The 18673-nt window shown below is 60.3% G+C and carries 14 protein-coding genes and 1 tRNA gene; 11 read left to right on the plus strand and 4 right to left on the minus strand.

What is annotated here, in order from left to right:
* Positions 1–11: 11 nt before the first annotated feature.
* The gene (locus GRI58_RS10155; RefSeq protein ID WP_160753484.1) at positions 12–1430 is read right to left on the minus strand and encodes a sigma-54-dependent transcriptional regulator; all 1419 of its coding nucleotides are present in this window, start codon (positions 1428–1430) and stop codon (positions 12–14) included.
* A 196-nt stretch (positions 1431–1626) separates the two neighbouring features.
* On the opposite strand from GRI58_RS10155, the gene GRI58_RS15780 reads away from it, so the two are divergent.
* The 6 genes from GRI58_RS15780 (at position 1627) to GRI58_RS10180 (ending at position 6989) form a co-directional block, all read left to right on the plus strand.
* Positions 1627–1752 (plus strand): hypothetical protein, encoded by a 126-nt coding sequence (locus GRI58_RS15780; RefSeq protein ID WP_272916340.1) that lies wholly within the window; start codon positions 1627–1629, stop codon positions 1750–1752.
* A gap of 10 nt (positions 1753–1762) precedes the next feature.
* Entirely contained in the window at positions 1763–2887 is a 1125-nt protein-coding gene (locus tag GRI58_RS10160; RefSeq protein WP_160753485.1) for an NAD(P) transhydrogenase subunit alpha, read from the plus strand.
* 23 nt (positions 2888–2910) lie between these two features.
* Positions 2911–3216 (plus strand): NAD(P) transhydrogenase subunit alpha part 2, encoded by a 306-nt coding sequence (locus GRI58_RS10165; protein ID WP_160753486.1) that lies wholly within the window; start codon positions 2911–2913, stop codon positions 3214–3216.
* On the plus strand, positions 3213–4709 hold the full coding sequence (locus GRI58_RS10170; RefSeq protein WP_337190949.1) for an NAD(P)(+) transhydrogenase (Re/Si-specific) subunit beta: 1497 nt from the start codon (positions 3213–3215) through the stop codon (positions 4707–4709). The genes GRI58_RS10165 and GRI58_RS10170 overlap by 4 nt, the downstream gene beginning before the upstream one ends.
* Positions 4710–4779: 70 nt before the next feature.
* A complete protein-coding gene (locus GRI58_RS10175; RefSeq protein ID WP_160753487.1) occupies positions 4780–5979 on the plus strand; it encodes a parallel beta-helix domain-containing protein in 1200 nt (399 codons plus the stop codon).
* A complete protein-coding gene (locus GRI58_RS10180) occupies positions 5976–6989 on the plus strand; it encodes an SO2930 family diheme c-type cytochrome (protein WP_160753488.1) in 1014 nt (337 codons plus the stop codon). The genes GRI58_RS10175 and GRI58_RS10180 overlap by 4 nt, the downstream gene beginning before the upstream one ends.
* Before the next feature lie 72 nt (positions 6990–7061).
* Here GRI58_RS10180 and ggt read toward each other — a convergent pair whose 3' ends face one another.
* A complete protein-coding gene (ggt, locus tag GRI58_RS10185) occupies positions 7062–8873 on the minus strand; it encodes a gamma-glutamyltransferase (protein ID WP_202386925.1) in 1812 nt (603 codons plus the stop codon).
* A 312-nt stretch (positions 8874–9185) separates the two neighbouring features.
* On the opposite strand from ggt, the gene GRI58_RS10190 reads away from it, so the two are divergent.
* A complete protein-coding gene (locus GRI58_RS10190; protein ID WP_160753489.1) occupies positions 9186–11642 on the plus strand; it encodes a TonB-dependent receptor plug domain-containing protein in 2457 nt (818 codons plus the stop codon).
* A gap of 48 nt (positions 11643–11690) precedes the next feature.
* On the opposite strand, the gene GRI58_RS10195 is transcribed toward GRI58_RS10190, so the two are convergent.
* Complete coding sequence (locus GRI58_RS10195; RefSeq protein ID WP_160753490.1) at positions 11691–12677, minus strand: aldo/keto reductase; 987 nt, start codon at positions 12675–12677, stop codon at positions 11691–11693.
* 195 nt (positions 12678–12872) lie between these two features.
* Here GRI58_RS10195 and GRI58_RS10200 point away from each other — a divergent pair.
* A tRNA-Gln gene (locus GRI58_RS10200) sits at positions 12873–12947 on the plus strand.
* Positions 12948–13256: 309 nt separating this feature from the next.
* On the opposite strand, the gene yghU is transcribed toward GRI58_RS10200, so the two are convergent.
* A complete protein-coding gene (gene yghU, locus GRI58_RS10205; RefSeq protein WP_160753491.1) occupies positions 13257–14102 on the minus strand; it encodes a glutathione-dependent disulfide-bond oxidoreductase in 846 nt (281 codons plus the stop codon).
* Between the two features lie 96 nt (positions 14103–14198).
* On the opposite strand from yghU, the gene GRI58_RS10210 reads away from it, so the two are divergent.
* The 3 genes from GRI58_RS10210 to GRI58_RS10220 all read left to right on the plus strand — a co-directional run bounded on the left by GRI58_RS10210 (position 14199) and on the right by GRI58_RS10220 (position 18668).
* Complete coding sequence (locus GRI58_RS10210; protein ID WP_160753492.1) at positions 14199–15200, plus strand: DNA topoisomerase IB; 1002 nt, start codon at positions 14199–14201, stop codon at positions 15198–15200.
* Positions 15201–15363: 163 nt separating this feature from the next.
* Positions 15364–16218, plus strand: coding sequence for a sensor histidine kinase (locus GRI58_RS10215; protein ID WP_160753493.1), 855 nt, complete (start codon positions 15364–15366; stop codon positions 16216–16218).
* 413 nt (positions 16219–16631) lie between these two features.
* Positions 16632–18668 (plus strand): NAD(+) synthase, encoded by a 2037-nt coding sequence (locus GRI58_RS10220; protein ID WP_237452231.1) that lies wholly within the window; start codon positions 16632–16634, stop codon positions 18666–18668.
* Positions 18669–18673: the final 5 nt, after the last annotated feature.

Raw genomic sequence — 18673 nt, forward strand, 5'->3', positions numbered from 1 at the left:
GCTAGACCGCATTACGCGGCATTGTCGATCCCCAGATCGGAGAGCTTGCGATAGAGGGTAGAGCGTCCGATCCCGAGCCGCCGCGCGACTTCGGTCATGCGGCCGCGATAATGGCCGATGGCAAGGCGAATGATGTCGGCTTCGATCTCTTCCAGCGGGCGCAAGTTCCCGTCGTCAGTATAGAGCATCACGCCGAGGCCACGCTGGCGCTTTGCCCCACGGTTCTCCTGACTGCCGAGCAGTTCGCTCAATTGTGGGAAGCTCTCTGCCGTCAGCGCCTCACCATCGCAAAACACCGCCGCACGGAACAGCACCGCCTGAAGCTGGCGGACGTTGCCTGGCCAGTCATAGGCTTCCAGCAGGCTCAGCGCGCTGTCGGCGATCGAGTGTTGGCGCAGGCCGGGCTGTTCGCCAATCTTGCTGAGGAAGTAGCGGGTGAGGGCTGGAATGTCACCGGCGCGGTCTCGCAAAGGTGGCAGATGGATGCGGGTATTGCTCAGTTGCTTGCAGAGATTGGCATCGAACTGGCCGTCCGCCACCAGCTCCGCCAGCGAATGATCGCAAGCGGCCATCAGCCGCACGTCGATCTTGAAGCCATGTGTTGCGCCGACCGGACGGACGATGCCGGTTTCGAGCATGTCTGCAAGGCGTGCCTGCATACCGAGCGGCAGTCGATCGATCTCGTCGAGCACGACAGTGCCTGTATCGCACATCTGCAACACACCGATCTGCCGGTCGAAAGCACCCGCAAAAGCACCTTTTTCATGCCCGAACAGCAGCGATTCGAGCGAGGCGGCCGGGGTCACCGCGACATTGATCATCCGCACCGGCGCTTTCGCGCGCGGACTGGAATTGTGCATCGCGCGCAGCAGCATTTCCTTGCCGGTGCCGCTTTCGCCCTCGACCAGCACATGGGCATGGCCACGCGCTGCGGTAGCCGCCTTGGCGAGCGCGGTACGGAAGGGCGGTGCGGTCCCGACCATCGCATCGAAATCGAGCGGCGTCGCCATTTTCTCGGCCAACGGCTGGAGTTCGGCACGGGGAGGTTCGCGGGTCGTCGCGCTGCGCAACGCCTGGAGCAGCCGTTCAGGTGCGACCGGTTTGATAAGGTAATCGGTGGCGCCCGCGCGCATTGCCTCCACCGCCAACAGTGGCGAGGTGCTCGCGGTTAGCATCAGGACCGGGACGGCGGGGCGCATAATCTTGATCTCGCGGATCAGCGCGCAGGCGTCTTCCCCCGGCACCCACTGGTCGAGCAGGATGACAGCAACTTGCAGGCCTTCGGGCGTGCGCAGGCGGTCGAGCGCGCTTTCGGCAGTACTTTCGACGATTGCACGAAAACCCTCTCGCGCGGCGAGAGCGCTGACCAGCCGGCTCTGGGCAGGTTCATCGTCAATCAGCAGGAGCAAGCGTGATTCATCTGTCGCCATGGAGCTGGAAGCCATCTGTTATTGAGCCGTCCCGTCATGCGGGCCGGTCACAGGCTTACCGGAAAGGGGTAAAGAGGCGCTTAAGGCTGTCCCGATTTGGGAACCGTCGGTAAACCAACTGAAAGGCTTGAGCGATGCCCTGCTGCAAGTTACAGCTTCTCCGGGTGCAGCCATTTTGGCCTTTTGGGGAGTGACGATGAGTTCGGCAAATAACATGAAGGCGGCAGAAGAGACCTATTCGTGGTTCACATGGCTGGTGAAGACCTCGATCCCTGTTCTCGTTGTCATCGTGCTTCTGGTCCTCATCCTGATAAGCAGTTGAGCTGAACGCCTTGCGGATCGCTGTCCTGAAGGAACGTGCGCCCGGTGAAGGCCGGGTTGCCATCACGCCCGAAACTATCAAGAAATTCGCGGCGCTTGGTGCCGAAGTTGCGGTGGAAACCGGTGCTGGCGTCACAGCCTCGATACCCGATGAGGCTTATCGAGAAGCTGGCGCGGAGCTGGGTTCGGCTGAACAGACCGTCAAAGAGGCGGATATCCTGCTCGGCGTGGTTGCACCCGACGTTGCGCTGATCGCGGGCGCGAAAGCGGGGGCGATGGTCGCCGCCATGTTCGATCCGTTTCGCGAAAATACGCGTGTCGAAGCTTATGCCAAAGCTGGGCTCGAAGCGCTGGCGATGGAATTCATGCCGCGCATCACCCGCGCGCAATCGATGGACGTGCTCTCAAGTCAGGCGAACCTTGCCGGATACAAGGCGGTGATCGCGGCAGCCGACACCTATGACCGCGCCTTTCCGATGATGATGACTGCCGCGGGCACCGTCCAGGCCGCCAAGGCTTTCGTGATGGGCGTGGGTGTTGCGGGCTTGCAGGCGATCGCCACCGCACGGCGGCTCGGCGCGCAGGTTTCGGCGACCGACGTGCGCAGCGCAACGAAAGAGCAGATCCAGTCGCTTGGGGCCAAGCCGATCTTCGTCGAAAGCGTGGAAGGGATCGAAGGCGAAGGATCGGGCGGCTATGCCACCGAGATGAGCGAGGAATACCAGAAGGCGCAGGCCGAGCTGGTGTCGAGCCATATCGCCAAGCAGGATATCGTCATTACCACCGCACTGATCCCCGGCCGCGCCGCGCCCCGCCTGATCTCTGACGCGCAGATTGCCACGATGAAGCCGGGTAGTGTCATTTTCGATCTCGCCGTGGCGCAGGGCGGCAATGTCGAAGGCAGCGTCGCCGACCAGACGATCGAGAAGCATGGTGTGAAAATCATCGGTTTCTCGAACACCGCCGGCCATCTCGCCGCAGACGCCAGCGCACTCTACGCCCGCAACCTCTACAACTTCCTCTCCGCATTCTGGGACAACGAAGCGGGCAAACCCGTGCTCGACGAGGAAATCGGCGATGCGGTGCGGCTGACGCAGGGCCGCAAGATCGTCAACGAGAGGCTGACCGCACAGTAACCACCATCCCGAGGAGGGGCGATTTGGACTTCATTTCGATTCTGTCGATTTTCGTATTGGCCTGTTTCGTAGGCTATTACGTGGTCTGGTCGGTAACGCCCGCGCTGCATACGCCGCTGATGGCGGTGACCAATGCGATTTCCTCGGTGATCATTGTCGGCGCGCTGATCGCCAGCGCAGCGGCAGGGAGCGCGGGATCGAAGTGGCTGGGGCTGCTTGGCGTGGTGCTGGCGAGCGTCAATATCTTTGGTGGCTTTGCCGTCACCGCACGGATGCTGGCGATGTACAAGAAGAAGGACAAGCCTGCGGCAAAGGAGAGTGGCAAGTGATCGCCCACGCCGCGCCGCCCGCCTGGGCATTGCTCGCCTATCTTGCCTCCGGCGTCCTGTTCATTCTCGCGCTGCGCGGGCTGTCGAGCCCGGCGACCAGCCGCGCGGGCAATCGCTTCGGCATTATCGGCATGGCGCTGGCCATCGTCACGACGTTGGTGACGCATATTCCCGCCGCGCTTTATTCCGGTGTCGGGGTTGAGGTCGACAACGGCCTGATCACCCCTTTTGAATCCTTCGCTTTCGTCCCCGATTACGTAGCAATTTTTGAAGTCCTCGCCGCGATCGCCATTGGCGGAACCATCGGCTGGGTGATTGCCCGCCGCATCAAGATGACCGACATGCCGCAACTGGTGGCGGCGTTTCACAGCCTCGTCGGCATGGCGGCGGTGCTGGTCGGTTGGGCGGCCTATCTCAACCCGGAAGCTTTTGGGATTACGGGCGCTGCCGGGCTGATCGAGCCGCAGAGCAGGGTTGAAATGGGGCTTGGTATCGCCATCGGCGCGATTACCTTCTCCGGCTCGGTGATCGCCTTCCTCAAGCTGGCGGGCAAGATGAGCGGCGCCCCCATCCTGCTGCCTGCGCGCCATGTCATCAATCTCGGCACTTTGGCGGGGATCCTGATACTGGTCGGCTATTTCACGCAGGACCAGTCGATTGCGGTAATCGCGCTGATCACCGCGCTGGCGTTCGCCATCGGCTTCCTGCTCATCATCCCGATCGGCGGCGCCGACATGCCGGTCGTCGTCTCGATGCTCAACTCGTATTCGGGCTGGGCCGCGGCGGCGATGGGGTTCACTCTGCACAACACCGCGATGATCATAACCGGCGCGCTGGTCGGAAGTTCGGGCGCGATCCTTTCCTACATCATGTGCAAGGCGATGAACCGCAGCTTCATTTCCGTGATCGCGGGCGGCTTCGGGGCGGACGCCAGCGTAGGGAGCGGCGAGGCGCGCGAGCAGCGCCCCTACAAGCAGGGCAGCGCGGACGATGCCGCCTTCATGCTCGAACAGGCGGAAAAGGTCATCATTATCCCCGGTTACGGCATGGCGGTTGCGCAGGCGCAGCACGCGCTGCGCGAAATGGCCGACAAGCTGAAAGAGAAGGGGGTCGAGGTTAAATACGCCATTCACCCGGTCGCGGGCCGGATGCCGGGCCACATGAACGTGCTGCTGGCCGAAGCCAATGTGCCCTATGATGAAGTGTTCGAACTGGAAGACATCAACAGCGAGTTCAGCCAGGCCGATGTCGCCTTCATCATCGGGGCAAACGACGTCGTGAACCCGGCGGCCAAGACCGACAAGACCAGCCCCATCTATGGGATGCCGGTGTTCGATGTCGGCGCGGCCAAGCAGATATTCTTCATCAAGCGCAGCATGGGCGGGGTCGGCTATGCGGGCGTGGACAATGACGTCTTCTATCTCGACCAAACGATGATGCTGCTTTCCGACGCCAAGAAGATGGTCGAGGAAATCGTGAAAGCACTCGACTAGGGCGCTCGATTAGCGAGGCGCTTGCATTCGCCTGTCCTTGCGGCATCATATGTGGCGAGGGGAGAATGCCATGATCAGAACGCTGCTATTCGCCGGACTGCTTGCCAGCGCCGCGCCGGTGTTTGCCGAAACCCATCGGGTGGGGCCGGGGCCGGATGCTCAGCAGAAATTGCAGGAAGCGTTGATCCTGGCCAAGTCCGGCGATGTCGTCGAACTTGCCGCCGGGCGCTACGTGCTTGACGATGGGCTCAGTTTGGATGTCGACGGCGTCGTCCTGCGTGGCGCGGGCGCGGACAAATCCGTGCTGGACTTCACCCATCAGAAAAGTGCGGGCGAGGGGCTGCTGGTGACCAGTGACAACGTCACCCTGCGGGATTTCGCAGTCGAGAACCCCAAAGGCGATGGGATCAAGTCCAAGGATGCCGACAATATCGTCTATCACGCCATCCGCGTCGAATGGACAGGCGGGCCAAAGGAAACCAATGGCGCCTATGGCATCTATCCGGTTGAAAGCGACGGCGTCCTGATCGATGGGTGCATCGTTTCGGGCGCATCGGATGCCGGGATCTACGTCGGTCAATCGAACCACATCACCGTGCGCCGTTCGATCGCGAAGACCAATGTCGCCGGGATTGAGATCGAGAACAGCCGCAACGCTTTGGTCAGCGAGAATATCGCCACCCACAACACCGGCGGGATCCTCGTGTTCGACTTGCCCAGTCTGCCTGTGATGGGCGGCGGCAATGTGATCGTCGAGAAGAACGTCGTCAAAGATAACGATACGGCGAATTTCGCGCCCAAAGGCAATATTGTCGCCAGTGTGCGGCGCGGCACCGGTATCCTTATCATGGCCAATGACCAGGTGCTGATCGAAAACAACGCTATTACCGGGAATGCTACCGCCGGGGTGATGGTGGTGTCCTACGTCAACAGTTTCGACGATAAGCGCTACAATCCTTATCCGCGCCATGTGACGGTCGGCGGCAATGCCTTTGAAGATAACGGCACCGATCCTCAGATCGATGGTGCGCCCATGTTGCTTAAGGCTTTTGGAGGCAAGCTTCCGCCGGTCCTGTGGGACGGGCTTGGTGACAAGGCCAGTGCACTTTACGTCGCTGCGGGCATACAAGGCTGGAGCCTGAACCTGCCTGCGCAAGGCAAGGGGCTGGCCGATGCGAAGCCCGCTCCATTGGATGTAGCGACGCCACCCGCGCCATTCGATCGTGATGGGATTGGTGCACCGGCGGCACTGGAACAGCGCATCGGATGAGATGGCACGCGGCCCTGCTGATGGTTGCTGGCGCGAGTGCCGCCGGAACGATGGTCGCGAGCGCGACGCCGCCCGGCAGTGTCGATCAGGCAGTCATACTCGCCGACGCGATGCCGCCGACGCTCTCCGCCTTCGGCTTTTTTGCCAACGCGCCGGAGCAGGTGCCGGGCAAGGGGGTGACTGCCTACCGGCTCAATTCACCGCTCTGGTCCGATGGCGCGGAAAAGTTGCGCTTCGTCTACATCCCGCCGGGCAAACAGGCACACGCCGATGGCGGCGGTTTGCTCGATCTGCCGGTTGGCAGTGCTCTCATTAAGACGTTTGCCTTCCGGAAGGATGGCAAGCGCAAGCTGATCGAAACCCGCGTGCTGCTGCATCGGGCCAGCGGCTGGGCGGCGTTCCCATATATCTGGAATGCCGGGCAGACCGAGGCGAAGCTGGCGATTGCAGGCGGCCATGCAGACGTCACCACCCCCGCCGGGGTCGATATAGATTACCGCATCCCGAACAAGAACCAGTGTAAGGAATGCCACGGACTATCCGGCAAGGTCACGCCGATCGGGCCGAAGGCACGCAATCTGCCCCGCGGCTGGCTGGAACAGATGGTCGCCGCTGGGCATCTCGACCGCGTACCGCAGGGTGCCGATATCCTGCCGATGTGGGAAAACAGGGCCGAGGTTCCGGCTCGTCTGGCTGCGCGCGCCTATCTCGATGCCAATTGCGCGCATTGCCACCAGCCCAATGCCACCGCTTCGAACAGCGGGCTCGACTTGCGCTGGGAGCAGGACGATCCAGAGAAATACGGGGTTATGAAGCATCCTGTTGCAGCAGGGCGCGGCTCGGGTGACCTGCTATACGACATTGTTCCGGGCGATCCCGACCATTCGATCATTGTCCACCGCATGGCGAGCTCCGAACCGGGCGTTGCGATGCCAGAACTCGGCAAGGCGAGCGTGGACGGGGACGGGGTCGCGGAGGTTCGCAAATGGATCGCCGAAATGCCCAAGTAGTGCGCGGCAATATAGGCTCGGATCGTGCTGGCCCGGCGAACGATCCGCCGGGCCTCAAGGCAGTTTCCGGGGCTAGTAGCCTGCTGCCAACCCTGCGGGACGGCGCTTGTCGTTGGCACCCTGCAGCTCACCGGTCTTGGGATCGACGAGGATCGCTTCGTCCGCGCCCCACGCACTTTCCTCGTGGAATGTGTAACCCATCGCTTCGAGCGCTTGCTGGTTCTCCGCGGTGAGATAGCCAGGTTCGATCATTACCACATCGGGCAGCCATTGGTGGTGGATGCGCGGGGCATCGACCGATTGCTGCATGTTCATACCGAAATCGACGACATTCAGGATGCTTTCCAACGTGGTCGAGATGATCGTCGAGCCACCGGGGCTGCCGGTGACCATGAACAGTTTGCCGCCCTTGAGAACGATGGTCGGCGTCATGGAACTGAGCGGACGCTTGCCCGGCGCGATGGCGTTCGCCTTGCCTTGCACCAGGCCGAAGGCGTTCGGTACACCCGGCTTGGAAGTGAAATCGTCCATCTCGTCGTTGAGGAAGAATCCGGTGTCTCCAGCGATCTGGCCGACCCCGAACAGGAAATTGAGCGTATAGGTCACGCTGACTGCGTTGCGCTGAGCATCGACGACTGAGAAGTGGGTGGTGTCGCTGCCTTCCTGCGCCGAAACGCCGCCCTTTACTTCGGTCGACGGGGTCGCGCGGTCGGGCTTGATTTGTGCACGGATCTTCGCCGCGTGCTCGGGTGAAATCAGTTGCGCGACCGGATTGTTGACGAAAGCCGGATCGCCCAGATCGGTGTTGCGATCGGCGAAGGCATGGCGCTCAGCCTCAATCAGGTAATGCGTCGCCTTGATCGAACCATAACCCCACTTGCCGAGGGGATAGGGTTTCAGGATCTGGAGGATTTCGCATAGCGTCGTCCCGCCTGAGCTTGGCGGCGGCGCCGAGACCACGGTCAGCCCGCGATAGTCGCACTCGACCGGCTTTTCCCAAGAAACATTGTAGTCGGCGAAATCCTGCGCTGTCAGAAGCCCGCCATTTGCCTTGCTGGCGGCTGCGACCTTTTGTGCGATCTCGCCCTTGTAGAAGGCGTCAGTTCCGTCCTTCTGGATTTCCTTCAGAGTGGCGGCCAGTTGCGGTTGCACCAGTCGCTCGCCCACCTGCCAGGGCTTGCCATTGTTCAGGAAGATGGCTGCGACATTGTCGTGCTTGGCGAAATCGTCGTTGCGGCGCTTGAGAATATTGACGTCGCCCTGAGTCAGGACGAACCCCTTTTCTGCCAGATCGATCGCTGGCTGGATCACCTTGGCGAGCGGCATCGTGCCATATTTAGCCAGCGCGGTGTCGAGCCCCATGACCGTGCCCGGCGTGCCGACACCAAGATAAGTGTCGATGCTGCGTCCCTTGACGACATTACCCTCGGCGTCCTGGAACATCGTTGCGGTGGCCGCCAGGGGCGCACGTTCGCGAAAGTTGAGGAAAAGGTTCTGCCCGTTGGCAAGGTGGATGGTCATGAACCCGCCACCGCCGATATTGCCGCAGCACGGATGCACGACCGCGAGCGCATAACCTACCGCAACCGCAGCATCGACCGCGTTGCCGCCCTGCTTCAGGATGTCGACGCCGACTTGCGTGGCGAGGTGTTGCGCGGAAACAACCATCGCATGAGGTTCGCGTACTGGCTGGGCGTTGCGCCAGTTTTCAGCAGACTGTGCGATCGGTGTGGTGTCGAGCGCTCGACCAGAGATACCTTGCGCAGCCCCAGCCTGCTTCGGCTCCGATAGCGCTTGCGTCGATGCAGTTGGCGCGGTCGACATCGTGGCGCAGCCAGCCAGCAATGCGGCCATGCTTGCGGCAGTGAGTATCCTGTGTGTCATGGATGAGGTTCCTTCGGCCCGGGGGGAAGTCCCTCTAAACCCCGACATCGCAATTTTTCAAATCTCGATCAGCAATCAGGCAGCTTTTGTTATGGCCTCATAACCGTTCTTCTCGGTCAATCTGCAATTTTGTTGCAAATATGTCATAGTCTTCAGGGGAATTGTTGCATTAGCGGCCTCCTCCCATTGCGAAAGCTGTCGAGGAGCATATCTGCTGCACCACATCAAGCGATGGATGGGGGACAAACTGGCGGAATTTTCCGCGCGGGGTCCTGCATCTGTCCGGACCCCTTGACCGAAGGGGAATTGATAATGCGAACGTCCTTCTTGCTCACAAGCGCGGCGATCGGTGCACTGGCCATTGTGCCAGCGGCGGCACATGCTCAGGCTGACTCCGCACAGACCGATCAGCAGTCGACCAATCAATCATCGGATGCCCAGCCCGCTCCGGAAATTATCGTAACGGGCACGCGTGCTTCCGGTCGGACGCGGCTCGACAGTATATCGCCTGTTGACGTGCTGTCCGCACAGGACCTCAGGAACCAGGGGACTACCGAGACGGCGGCGGCGCTCGCCAATGTCGCACCGTCGATCGATTTTCCGCGCCCTGCGGTGACGGACGGGACGGATGCGATCCGCCCGGCGACCTTGCGCGGTCTCTCGCCCGACCAGACGCTGGTGCTGATCAACGGTATCCGCGCGCATCCTTCTGCGCTGCTCAACATCAATGGTTCGATCGGTCGCGGGGCGGCTGCGGTCGACCTCAATACCATCCCGACAGCGGCGCTCGAAAGCATTGAGGTGCTGCGTGACGGTGCATCGGCGCTGTATGGTTCCGATGCGATCGCCGGTGTGGTCAACCTGCGCCTGCGTCAACAAACCACCGGCGGTGGGGCCAGCGTGACGTTTGGTGGTTACGACACCTATGTCCCGGCCAATCGAGCGCCGCGCCACACAGTGGATGGTGGCACGGTCACCGCATCGTTGTGGCAGAACTTGCCGCTGGGCAACAATGGCGGCTATCTCGACGTGACGGGTGAATTCGTCAATCGCGAGCCGACAAACAGAGGCGACACCGACACCCGCAACGATCCGCAGGTGATCCGCTCGCGCTATGGCGATCCTTTCGTGCGCCAATACACCGGCTACGCGAACCTCGGCCTGCCGATCGGGGACAGCGGTTGGCAGCTCGTCGGCTGGGGCGGCTATCAGTATCGTCGCTCGGAATCTGCAGCATTCCCGCGCAATCCGGGCAACACGAACAATGTGCCCGCGATCTATCCGAATGGCTTCCTGCCGATCATCCAGACGTTCTCCCGCGACCTTACTGCGACAGGCGGTTTCAAGGGGCAGGTCGGTGACTGGGACGCCAGCTTGCTCGCGTCTTACGGCAAGAATACGATCGATTATCATACGATCGAGACGGTCAACGCGTCCTATGGCTCGGCGTCCAAGACGTCCTTCTATGACGGACAGGCAGCCTATGATCAGTTCGTCACCAACCTCGATCTCTCGCATGATTATTCATTGGGGGCGGGCGATTTGACCGTAGCGGTCGGCGCTGAATATCGTCGCGAAGGTTATTCTATTTCGCCCGGCGAACCGCAATCCTACGATCGAGGTCCGGTCGCTGTCAGTCCAACGAATGGTGGAACTACATCCGCCGGGGCCCAAGGCTTTGGTGGATTTAGTCCTGAGAATGCCGTGAATGTACACCGCGACAATGTTAGCGGTTATCTCGACCTCGAAGGTAAGTTTGCCACTGTGAGCGTCGGGCTTGCCGGACGTGTCGAACATTATTCCGACTTCGGCACGACAGCCAATGGAAAGCTATCGGCGCGCTGGGATATAACCCCTAGCTTTGCATTGCGTGGCGGCATCCAGACAGGGTTCCGCGCGCCATCGCTGCAGCAGCAATACTTTACCTCGGTCGCATCCATTATTCAGAATGATCCTGTCACGGGTGCACCGCAGGTGATCCTGACCGGCACTTTCCCTTCGGTCAGCGCATCAGCAAGAGCATTGGGCGGTCTCCCGCTCGAGCCTGAAAAATCGACCAATTATTCGGCTGGTTTCGTGTTCCGCAGCGGCGGTTTTAACCTAACTGTTGACGCGTATCAGATTGAAATTCGCAATGGTCTGACGCTGTCCCAGAATATCGGTACGGGCTTCAGCTCTGCGGTGGATCAAATCTTGGCAGACAATGATGTCGGTTCGGCGCGCTTTTTTATCAATGGTGTAAAAACGCGCACTCGGGGCATCGATGCCGTGGCGAATTATCGCCTCGTCACCGACAATTCCGGCACACTCAACTTCACGCTGGCAGGCAATTACAACGACCTGAAGGTTCTGGAAGTACCGACAACGACTTCGACGCTGGATCCTGCGCCAACGCTGGTTTCGCGTCAGACGATTGTAACTCTGGAAGATGGTACGCCGGAAACGAAGGTCACTGGAACCGTCGACTGGTCGCTTGGCGGCATGGGATTGACCTTGCGAGGGACCTACTATGGCGACGTCAACGAACCGGGCTCGACCGCAATTTCTGATCTACATACCGGTGAAAAGCTGATCACCGACATCGAAGCGCGATTCACGGTCGATAACCGCTTCCACTTCGGGTTCGGTGCAGACAATCTGTTCGACGTCTACCCCGATGCCACTCCGTCGAACCTGCAAAGTTCGACCGGCGTCGTCAATTTCCCGTTCTTCTCGCCCTTCGGCTTCAATGGTCGCCGGGTCTATGTGAAGGCCGGGATCGACTGGTAAAGAGGGGAGGGTGGCTGGCCGCATGGCCGGCCACCCGATTGCCTGCTCTCAACGATTGAGCGCAGCCATTTGCGGAGCTGCGTAGCGGGTGCCTTCGGCAGCGCCGGCGGGCAAAGCGCGGTCGATCTGTTGCAAATCATCCTCGTCCAGAGAAACCTCCAGCGCCGCGATATTCTGTTCGAGATAGCTGATTCGTTTCGTTCCGGGGATCGGCACGATATCCTTGCCCTGCGCCAACACCCAGGTGAGCGCCAGCTGGGCGGGGGTGCAGCCCTTCCGCTCCGCCATCGCCTTGATCGCATCGACGAGTTCGAGGTTCTTGTAAAATGCCTCCCCCTGAAACCGCGGATGGCGGCGGCGGGTATCCTCTTCCTCCAAATCATTGGGATGCTGGTATTTGCCGGTCAGGAAGCCGCGGCCTAGCGGGCTGTAAGGCACGAAACCGATGCCCAGTTCGCGCACCGTCGGCAGGATCTCGGCCTCAGGGTCGCGGCTCCACAGCGAATACTCGGTCTGCAGCGCGGTGATGGGGTGGACCTTGTGCGCGCGGCGAATGGTCTCCGGCGCGGCTTCGGACAGGCCGAGGTAACGCACCTTTCCAGCCTTCACGAGCTCGGCCATCGCGCCGACCGTTTCTTCGATCGGCGTGTTCGGGTCGACACGGTGCTGGTAATATAGATCGATGGTGTCGACGCCGAGCCGTTTGAGGCTCGCATCGCAAGCCTCACGGACATATTCCGGAGTCCCGTCGATGCGGACGAAACTGCCGTCGGGCGCGCGGACATTGGCGAATTTGGTCGCCAGCACCACTTCATTGCGCCGCTCGCGGATCGCTTTGCCAACCAGCTCCTCGTTGCGGCCGACACCATACATGTCGGCGGTGTCAAGGAAGGTTACGCCTTCGTCGAGCGCCCGGTGTATGGTCTTGATTGATTCAGCATCGTCACGCGCGCCATAAAAGTCGCTCATCCCCATGCACCCAAGCCCGAGGGCCGAAACCGTCAGTCCCTGATTTCCTAATTTGCGCGTTTCCATGGGAATGTTCCTTTCGATAGCCGGAAATTTATATGCCTGCGGCGAGAGCGACATGGGGTCGCCCGATCAGTTTTTGAATGAGCGCGACCTCGGCAAAGCGCACAGCTGCACAGGAATATTGCCCGCTCGACCAGCAGCCCCTTGCAATCCGGTCCGGCTTTGGTGCATGGGGCCGCCCTCTAGACGCAAGCCTGTTGGGGTGTAGCCAAGCGGTAAGGCACCGGTTTTTGGTACCGGCATGCGCAGGTTCGAATCCTGCCACCCCAGCCAGCTTTGTTTTCATGACACATTTTCAGCCGGTGTTGCGGCGAGCTTTCCGCCGATGCAGACGCCGCTGGGCGGGCATGCCGGCTTACGGTCGCAAAGCGGCCGGCGTCGCGTTTCATCCACCTGCGGACTGGTTTTTTCCGACCCGTCGATTCACTCGACGGATGGAGGCTGACGAGCGCGAAGCCCGCCAGCCTCGTCCACCGCAAAGTCTGGGACAGATTTAGCTGGTGAACAGTTATGAAACTGTCTCAAAGAGGGACAGTTCCGCGAGTGTGGGCGCGCGTCTCCAATTTCCCAGGCTGGACATCATCAGACGTTCTTACCTTCGAAATCGCTGGCCGTATGGCGCTCGGGCAGTTGCTCGTTTTCTTCGCCCCAGAGTTTGTTGACAATCCGCCCGCGCTGCACCCCTGGCCGGTCGGCAATTTGCTTCACCCAGCGCTCGACATGGGTGTATTCGTGGATCGAAAGGAACTGGCGCGCCTCGCCATAGATGCCACCCGTCACGAACGGTGCAAACCAAGGGAACGTCGCGATGTCGGCAATCGTGTAGTCCTTGCCGCCAAGGTATTCGCTCCGCGCAAGCTGCTGGTCCGCAACGTCGAACAGGCGCTTGGTTTCCATCGCGTAGCGGTTGATGGGATATTCGAACTTCTCAGGCGCATAGGCATAGAAATGCCCGAAGCCGCCGCCGATGAAAGGCGCGCTGCCGACTTGCCAGAACAGCCAGCTCAGCACTTCGGCACGCGTCGCATCGGTGGGCAGGAAGGCGCCGAACTTTTCTGCCAGATGCATCAGGATGGCGCCGCTTTCGAACACGCGAACGGGCTCCGGACCGCTGCGGTCGAGCAATGCGGGGATTTTCGAATTGGGATTGATGTCGACAAAGCCGCTGGCGAATTGATCGCTGTCGGAGATCTTGATCGGCCATGCGTCGTATTCCGCGTCGAAACCCGCTTCGAGCAATTCTTCCAACATCACGGTCGCTTTCACGCCATTTGGTGTGGCGAGCGAATACAGTTGGAAGGCATGGTCGCCCACGGGCAGATCACGATCCTCGCGCGCGCCGGCGGTGGGGCGGTTGATACCGGCGAACTGTCCGCCGTTTTCGCTGTAGGTCCAGACATCGGGGGGCGTGTAAGTGGCGTCGCTCATGGGGGCGTTCTCCGTTTTCTATGCGGTCTAGCTGGTATCACCTCTTGCTCGAGACAAGCGGAACCCATTGGCAGGGACGCGAGTTTCGCCTTCGCCATGGAAAAGTTGATCTTCGTAGATGATAACCTGCCGGGGATCACGCGGCGGCGAGCAGGAACTGGTTGGGCATATTACGATCCGCATGGCGAACTGATTTCCGACAAGGCCGAAAAACGGCGGCTCAATGCGATTGCCCTGCCGCCCGCCTATCGCGACGCGTGGTTCTGTCCGGCAGAGAACGGGCATATCCTCGCCACCGGTTTCGATGACAAGGGACGCAAGCAGTACCGTTACCATCCCGAATTCCGCGCACGTCGCGAATGCGAGAAATTCGATGGTTGTGCGGCATTCGGCAAGCTGTTGCCGTTGGTCCGTCAGCGCGTGGCTCAGGACCTTTCGGCACGCGACCTTCATCACGACAGGATCGTCGCCGGTGTGGTGCGGTTGCTGGACCTTGGGATATTGCGCATCGGGAACGAACGCTATGCCAAAACCAACAAGAGCTTCGGCGCGACCACCTTGCGGCGTCGCCATGCCGAAGTGACCGGCAAGACATTGCGCCTTCGCTATAAGGCCAAATCCGGGAAATCGCGGGAGATTGAACTTTCGGACCGGCATCTGGCGATGGTGGTTGGCAAGCTTCAGGATCTGCCCGGTCAGCGGCTGTTCCAGTATATCGACGACGATCAGGGCTATCATCCGGTCACATCTGGCGACGTCAACGAATATCTCTGCGAAACCATGGGTGAACATTTCACCGCCAAATCGTTCCGAACCTGGCATGCGAGCGTGCTGGCCTTCGATTTGCTCGCCCATGCGACCGAAAGAGTAACGATCAAGACGCTGACAGAGGAGGTCGCCAACAAGCTCGGCAACACCTCTGCGGTGACCCGGAAGAGCTATATTCACCCGGCGATTTTCGAACTCATCGAACGGCAAGACGACTGGCGGGAAGCATTGCGGCTACCCCGCCAGACGAAGTGGCTGACCAGAGAAGAGCGAGGATTTATTGCTTTTGTTGAGGATCAACCTCCCGCAGAAGCCTTGTTGGCCGCATGACAATAAGGTTCGAAACGAGCCTGACTTAATTCATTTCGTGAAAGCGCAACAAGGTGTTACTGCACCGCGTTCGTCGGTGGGTATGATGGCAGACTTTTGAAGGTGGGAGAGGGTCATGCATCGCCTCGCACGGTATGACGTTTCGCAACGATTCCAGTCGCAAATGGCCAAACTCGCTGCAGAAGGGGGTTTTGGGATAATCTGCGCTGCGGTGATGATCGCTCTGCGCAGCGGGGTCGATACGTTGGCTCCGACGTCAGGGCCGTTTGCCCTGGTCTACCCGACCGTGCTGGTTGCAACGCTGTTCGGGCACTTGTTCGCAGGATTGATCGCCTGGGCACTGAGTTTCGGTTGGGCATGGTATTTCGTGCTCCCCTATGCGGAATCTTTCTCTTTCAAGATTCCCACCGATCCACCGCGCGTGGCGATCAACCTTCTGGCAAGCCTGATCGTCATTCTGTTTGCCGAAAGTTTCCGCCGGGCGGTGCGCTATTACGCGGACGTCATTGAAGCATCGGCCGACAGGCGGCTCACACTTCTGGCCGAGCTCGAGCATCGCACAAAGAACAATTTCGCTCTTGTTGCGAGCTTGCTCGAAATTCAGAAGAGGCGGCATTCCGACGAGAGAGTTACGCGTGCGCTGGAAGACGCGAGCGGACGTGTGATGACCTTTGCCGATGCCTACACAAATCTTGCCGCCGAACAGGAGGAGGGTGCCGACGTTGCAATGAAGCCCTATCTCGAACGGCTTATCGAACGGCTGACGAAAGCGTCCTTCGCCACCAATGTCAGCGTGCGTTATTCCATCGCCGATCTGACCTTGCCGCGGGAGCAGGCCGTCGGCCTTGGCCTTTATCTTAACGAGTCAATCGCCAACAGCGCGAAATATGCATTTCCTGATGATCGCGATGGAGCCCTGGAGATCGATTTATATTGGCCGAAGGCGGCTGGTCCCTATGCATATCCGATAATGGCGTGGGCGAAGAGGCCGTTTCGCTTGATAATGCGGGAGGTTTAGGGCGAAACCTGATGGAAATTTTTGCGCATCAAGCGAGCGGATCGCATTACTTTAGCCGAAACGAACAGGGATGCACCGTGTCTCTCACGGAGGTCCGCAGTCGTTAATTTGCCTGGTTGGTTTATTTATCCTTTTAGGATAAGCGATGCATCATGCACAAGGCAGGCAATCTCCTGAAAGCGTGGCGCACACGGCAATCTCCGCCACTTTCCGTAGAGCAGTTCGCGGCTCAAAACGGGTTCAAGACCCAGACCGTGTTTGGTTGGGAAAGCAAAGGGCGCATCGCACGTCCGCAGGCACAGCGTAAACTGGCTGAGCTTGGGATTTGCCAACCGGCCGACTGGATCGCGGCTGCCACGGAGCATGACTTGGAAACGGCACCGACCTCGACCCGAGCTCATCGATTCTATGACATGCACAGCCATGGCTTCGTCCGCGTAGCGACGAGTACGCCGCAGGTGCGGACTGCTGACGTGGGTTACAATGCGCAAGGCATCCTCGAAGAAGCGCGTCGTGCACATGCGCAAATTATCGATCTGCTGCTGTTTCCCGAATTGTGCCTGTCGTCCTACGCTCTCGACGATCTGCTCATTCAGGCGGCCTTGCTCGATGCAGTTGAGCGCGAGCTTGCGCAGATTGTCGAAGCCTCGCATGACTTAACCCCGGTGCTGGTGATCGGCGCTCCATTGCGGCGCGGGGGCAGGATCTACAACTGCGCCGTCGTGATCGCGCGAGGCGCAGTGCTCGGCGTGGTTCCCAAAAGCTACCTGCCCAATTACCGGGAGTTCTACGAGAAACGCTGGTTTGCGCGAGGCAACAATTGCACCGGCCTGACCATCTCCGTCGCAAGTGGGGAGGTGCCTTTCGGGACAGATCTGATCTTTGCGGCAGACAACCTCCCCGGCTTCATTTTCGGAATTGAGATCTGCGAGGATTTCTGGGCGCCCAACCCGCCCGGAGTGGCGGCTGCGCTCGCCGGGGCGACGATCCTGCTCAATCTCTCGGCCTCGAACATCACCATCGGTAAGAGCGATGAGCGGCACATGCTCACCAGCGCCAGTTCCGCGCGTTGCGTTTGCGCCTATGCCTATTCCGCAAGCGGCTATGGCGAGAGCACCACCGACCTTGCTTGGGACGGGCAGGGCATGATCTACGAGCTGGGCGACCTGATGGCGGAAAGCGTCCGCTTCGATCACCGTCCCGAGCTTTGCGTCGTCGATATCGATACCCGCCGTATCCTCAACGAAAGGATGCGAATGGGGACGTTCAATGATGCTGCGGAAGACGCAGGGCGTCCCGAGGATCATTACCGGCGGATTGGTTTCGAACATCGCTATTCGGCTGGTGATGTCGGACTTCAGCGTCCCATCCGCCGCTTCCCCTTCGTGCCCAATCGCGCCGACAAGCTCGACGCGGATTGTTACGAGGCATTCAATATCCAGGTCGACGGACTGATGCGGCGGATCGAGGCGACGTCTGCAAAGAGCCTCGTCATCGGAATTTCGGGCGGGCTCGACTCCACCCATGCGTTGATCGTGGCAGCCAAGGCGATGGATCGGCTTGGCCGACCGCGCAGCGATATTCGCGGCTATACGATGCCCGGCTTTGCGACGTCCGACGCGACGAAAACCAATGCCTGGCGGCTGATGGAAGCTTTCGGCATCACCGCCGAGGAAATCGATATTCGTCCGGCGGCGGAACGGATGCTCGAGGATATCGGGCATCCTTTCGCCTCGGGCAAGAAGCTCTACGATACGACGTTCGAAAATGTGCAGGCGGGTCTGAGGACGGATTATCTGTTCCGTCTTGCCGGCCAGCATTCGGGCTTCGTCATTGGTACGGGCGACCTCAGCGAATTGGCGCTGGGCTGGTGCACCTATGGCGTGGGCGACCAGATGAGCCACTATGCAGTCAACGCGGGCGTGCCAAAGACATTGATCCAGTATCTCATTCGCTGGACGGTGCGCACAGACCAGTTCGACGCGGCGAGCCATGCGGTTCTGGAAGACATTGTCGACACCGAAATCAGCCCGGAGCTGGTCCCGGCCGATGCCGACGGAGCGATTCAATCGACCCAGGCGATCATCGGGCCTTACGAGCTTAACGATTTCTTCCTCAACCACGTGATCCGCTGGGGCCAGTCGCCGGGCCATGTCGCGTTCCTCGCCTGGCACGCGTGGCGTGATGCGAAGTCTGGCATGTGGCCGATCGACTTTCCCGACGATGCGAAGCACGAATATGATCTGGCGACGATCGCGCATTGGCTGGAGAATTTTCTCAGGCGCTTCTTCGGCTTCAGCCAGTTCAAGCGCAGCGCTTTGCCGAACGGGCCGAAGGTCAGCGCGGGCGGGGCGCTCAGCCCGCGCGGCGACTGGCGTGCACCATCAGACGCGGTGGCCGATGTGTGGTTGGCCGATCTTGCCGCTGCCCTGCCGGAATTGGGAAAGTAGCCGCG

The organism is Qipengyuania algicida, assembly GCF_009828025.1.
Lineage (GTDB): Bacteria > Pseudomonadota > Alphaproteobacteria > Sphingomonadales > Sphingomonadaceae > Qipengyuania > Qipengyuania algicida.

What these genes read in the sequence shown, in the direction of transcription:
- GRI58_RS10155 (WP_160753484.1), bottom strand. Translation starts at nt 1,430, where the DNA reads ATGGCGACAGATGAATCACGCTTGCTCCTGCTGATTGACGATGAACCT.
- GRI58_RS15780 (WP_272916340.1), top strand. Translation starts at nt 1,627, where the DNA reads ATGAGTTCGGCAAATAACATGAAGGCGGCAGAAGAGACCTATTCGTGG.
- GRI58_RS10175 (WP_160753487.1), top strand. Translation starts at nt 4,780, where the DNA reads ATGATCAGAACGCTGCTATTCGCCGGACTGCTTGCCAGCGCCGCGCCG.
- GRI58_RS10180 (WP_160753488.1), top strand. Translation starts at nt 5,976, where the DNA reads ATGAGATGGCACGCGGCCCTGCTGATGGTTGCTGGCGCGAGTGCCGCC.
- ggt (WP_202386925.1), bottom strand. Translation starts at nt 8,873, where the DNA reads ATGACACACAGGATACTCACTGCCGCAAGCATGGCCGCATTGCTGGCT.
- GRI58_RS10190 (WP_160753489.1), top strand. Translation starts at nt 9,186, where the DNA reads ATGCGAACGTCCTTCTTGCTCACAAGCGCGGCGATCGGTGCACTGGCC.
- GRI58_RS10195 (WP_160753490.1), bottom strand. Translation starts at nt 12,677, where the DNA reads ATGGAAACGCGCAAATTAGGAAATCAGGGACTGACGGTTTCGGCCCTC.
- yghU (WP_160753491.1), bottom strand. Translation starts at nt 14,102, where the DNA reads ATGAGCGACGCCACTTACACGCCCCCCGATGTCTGGACCTACAGCGAA.
- GRI58_RS10210 (WP_160753492.1), top strand. Translation starts at nt 14,199, where the DNA reads ATGGAAAAGTTGATCTTCGTAGATGATAACCTGCCGGGGATCACGCGG.
- GRI58_RS10215 (WP_160753493.1), top strand. Translation starts at nt 15,364, where the DNA reads ATGGCCAAACTCGCTGCAGAAGGGGGTTTTGGGATAATCTGCGCTGCG.
- GRI58_RS10220 (WP_237452231.1), top strand. Translation starts at nt 16,632, where the DNA reads ATGCACAGCCATGGCTTCGTCCGCGTAGCGACGAGTACGCCGCAGGTG.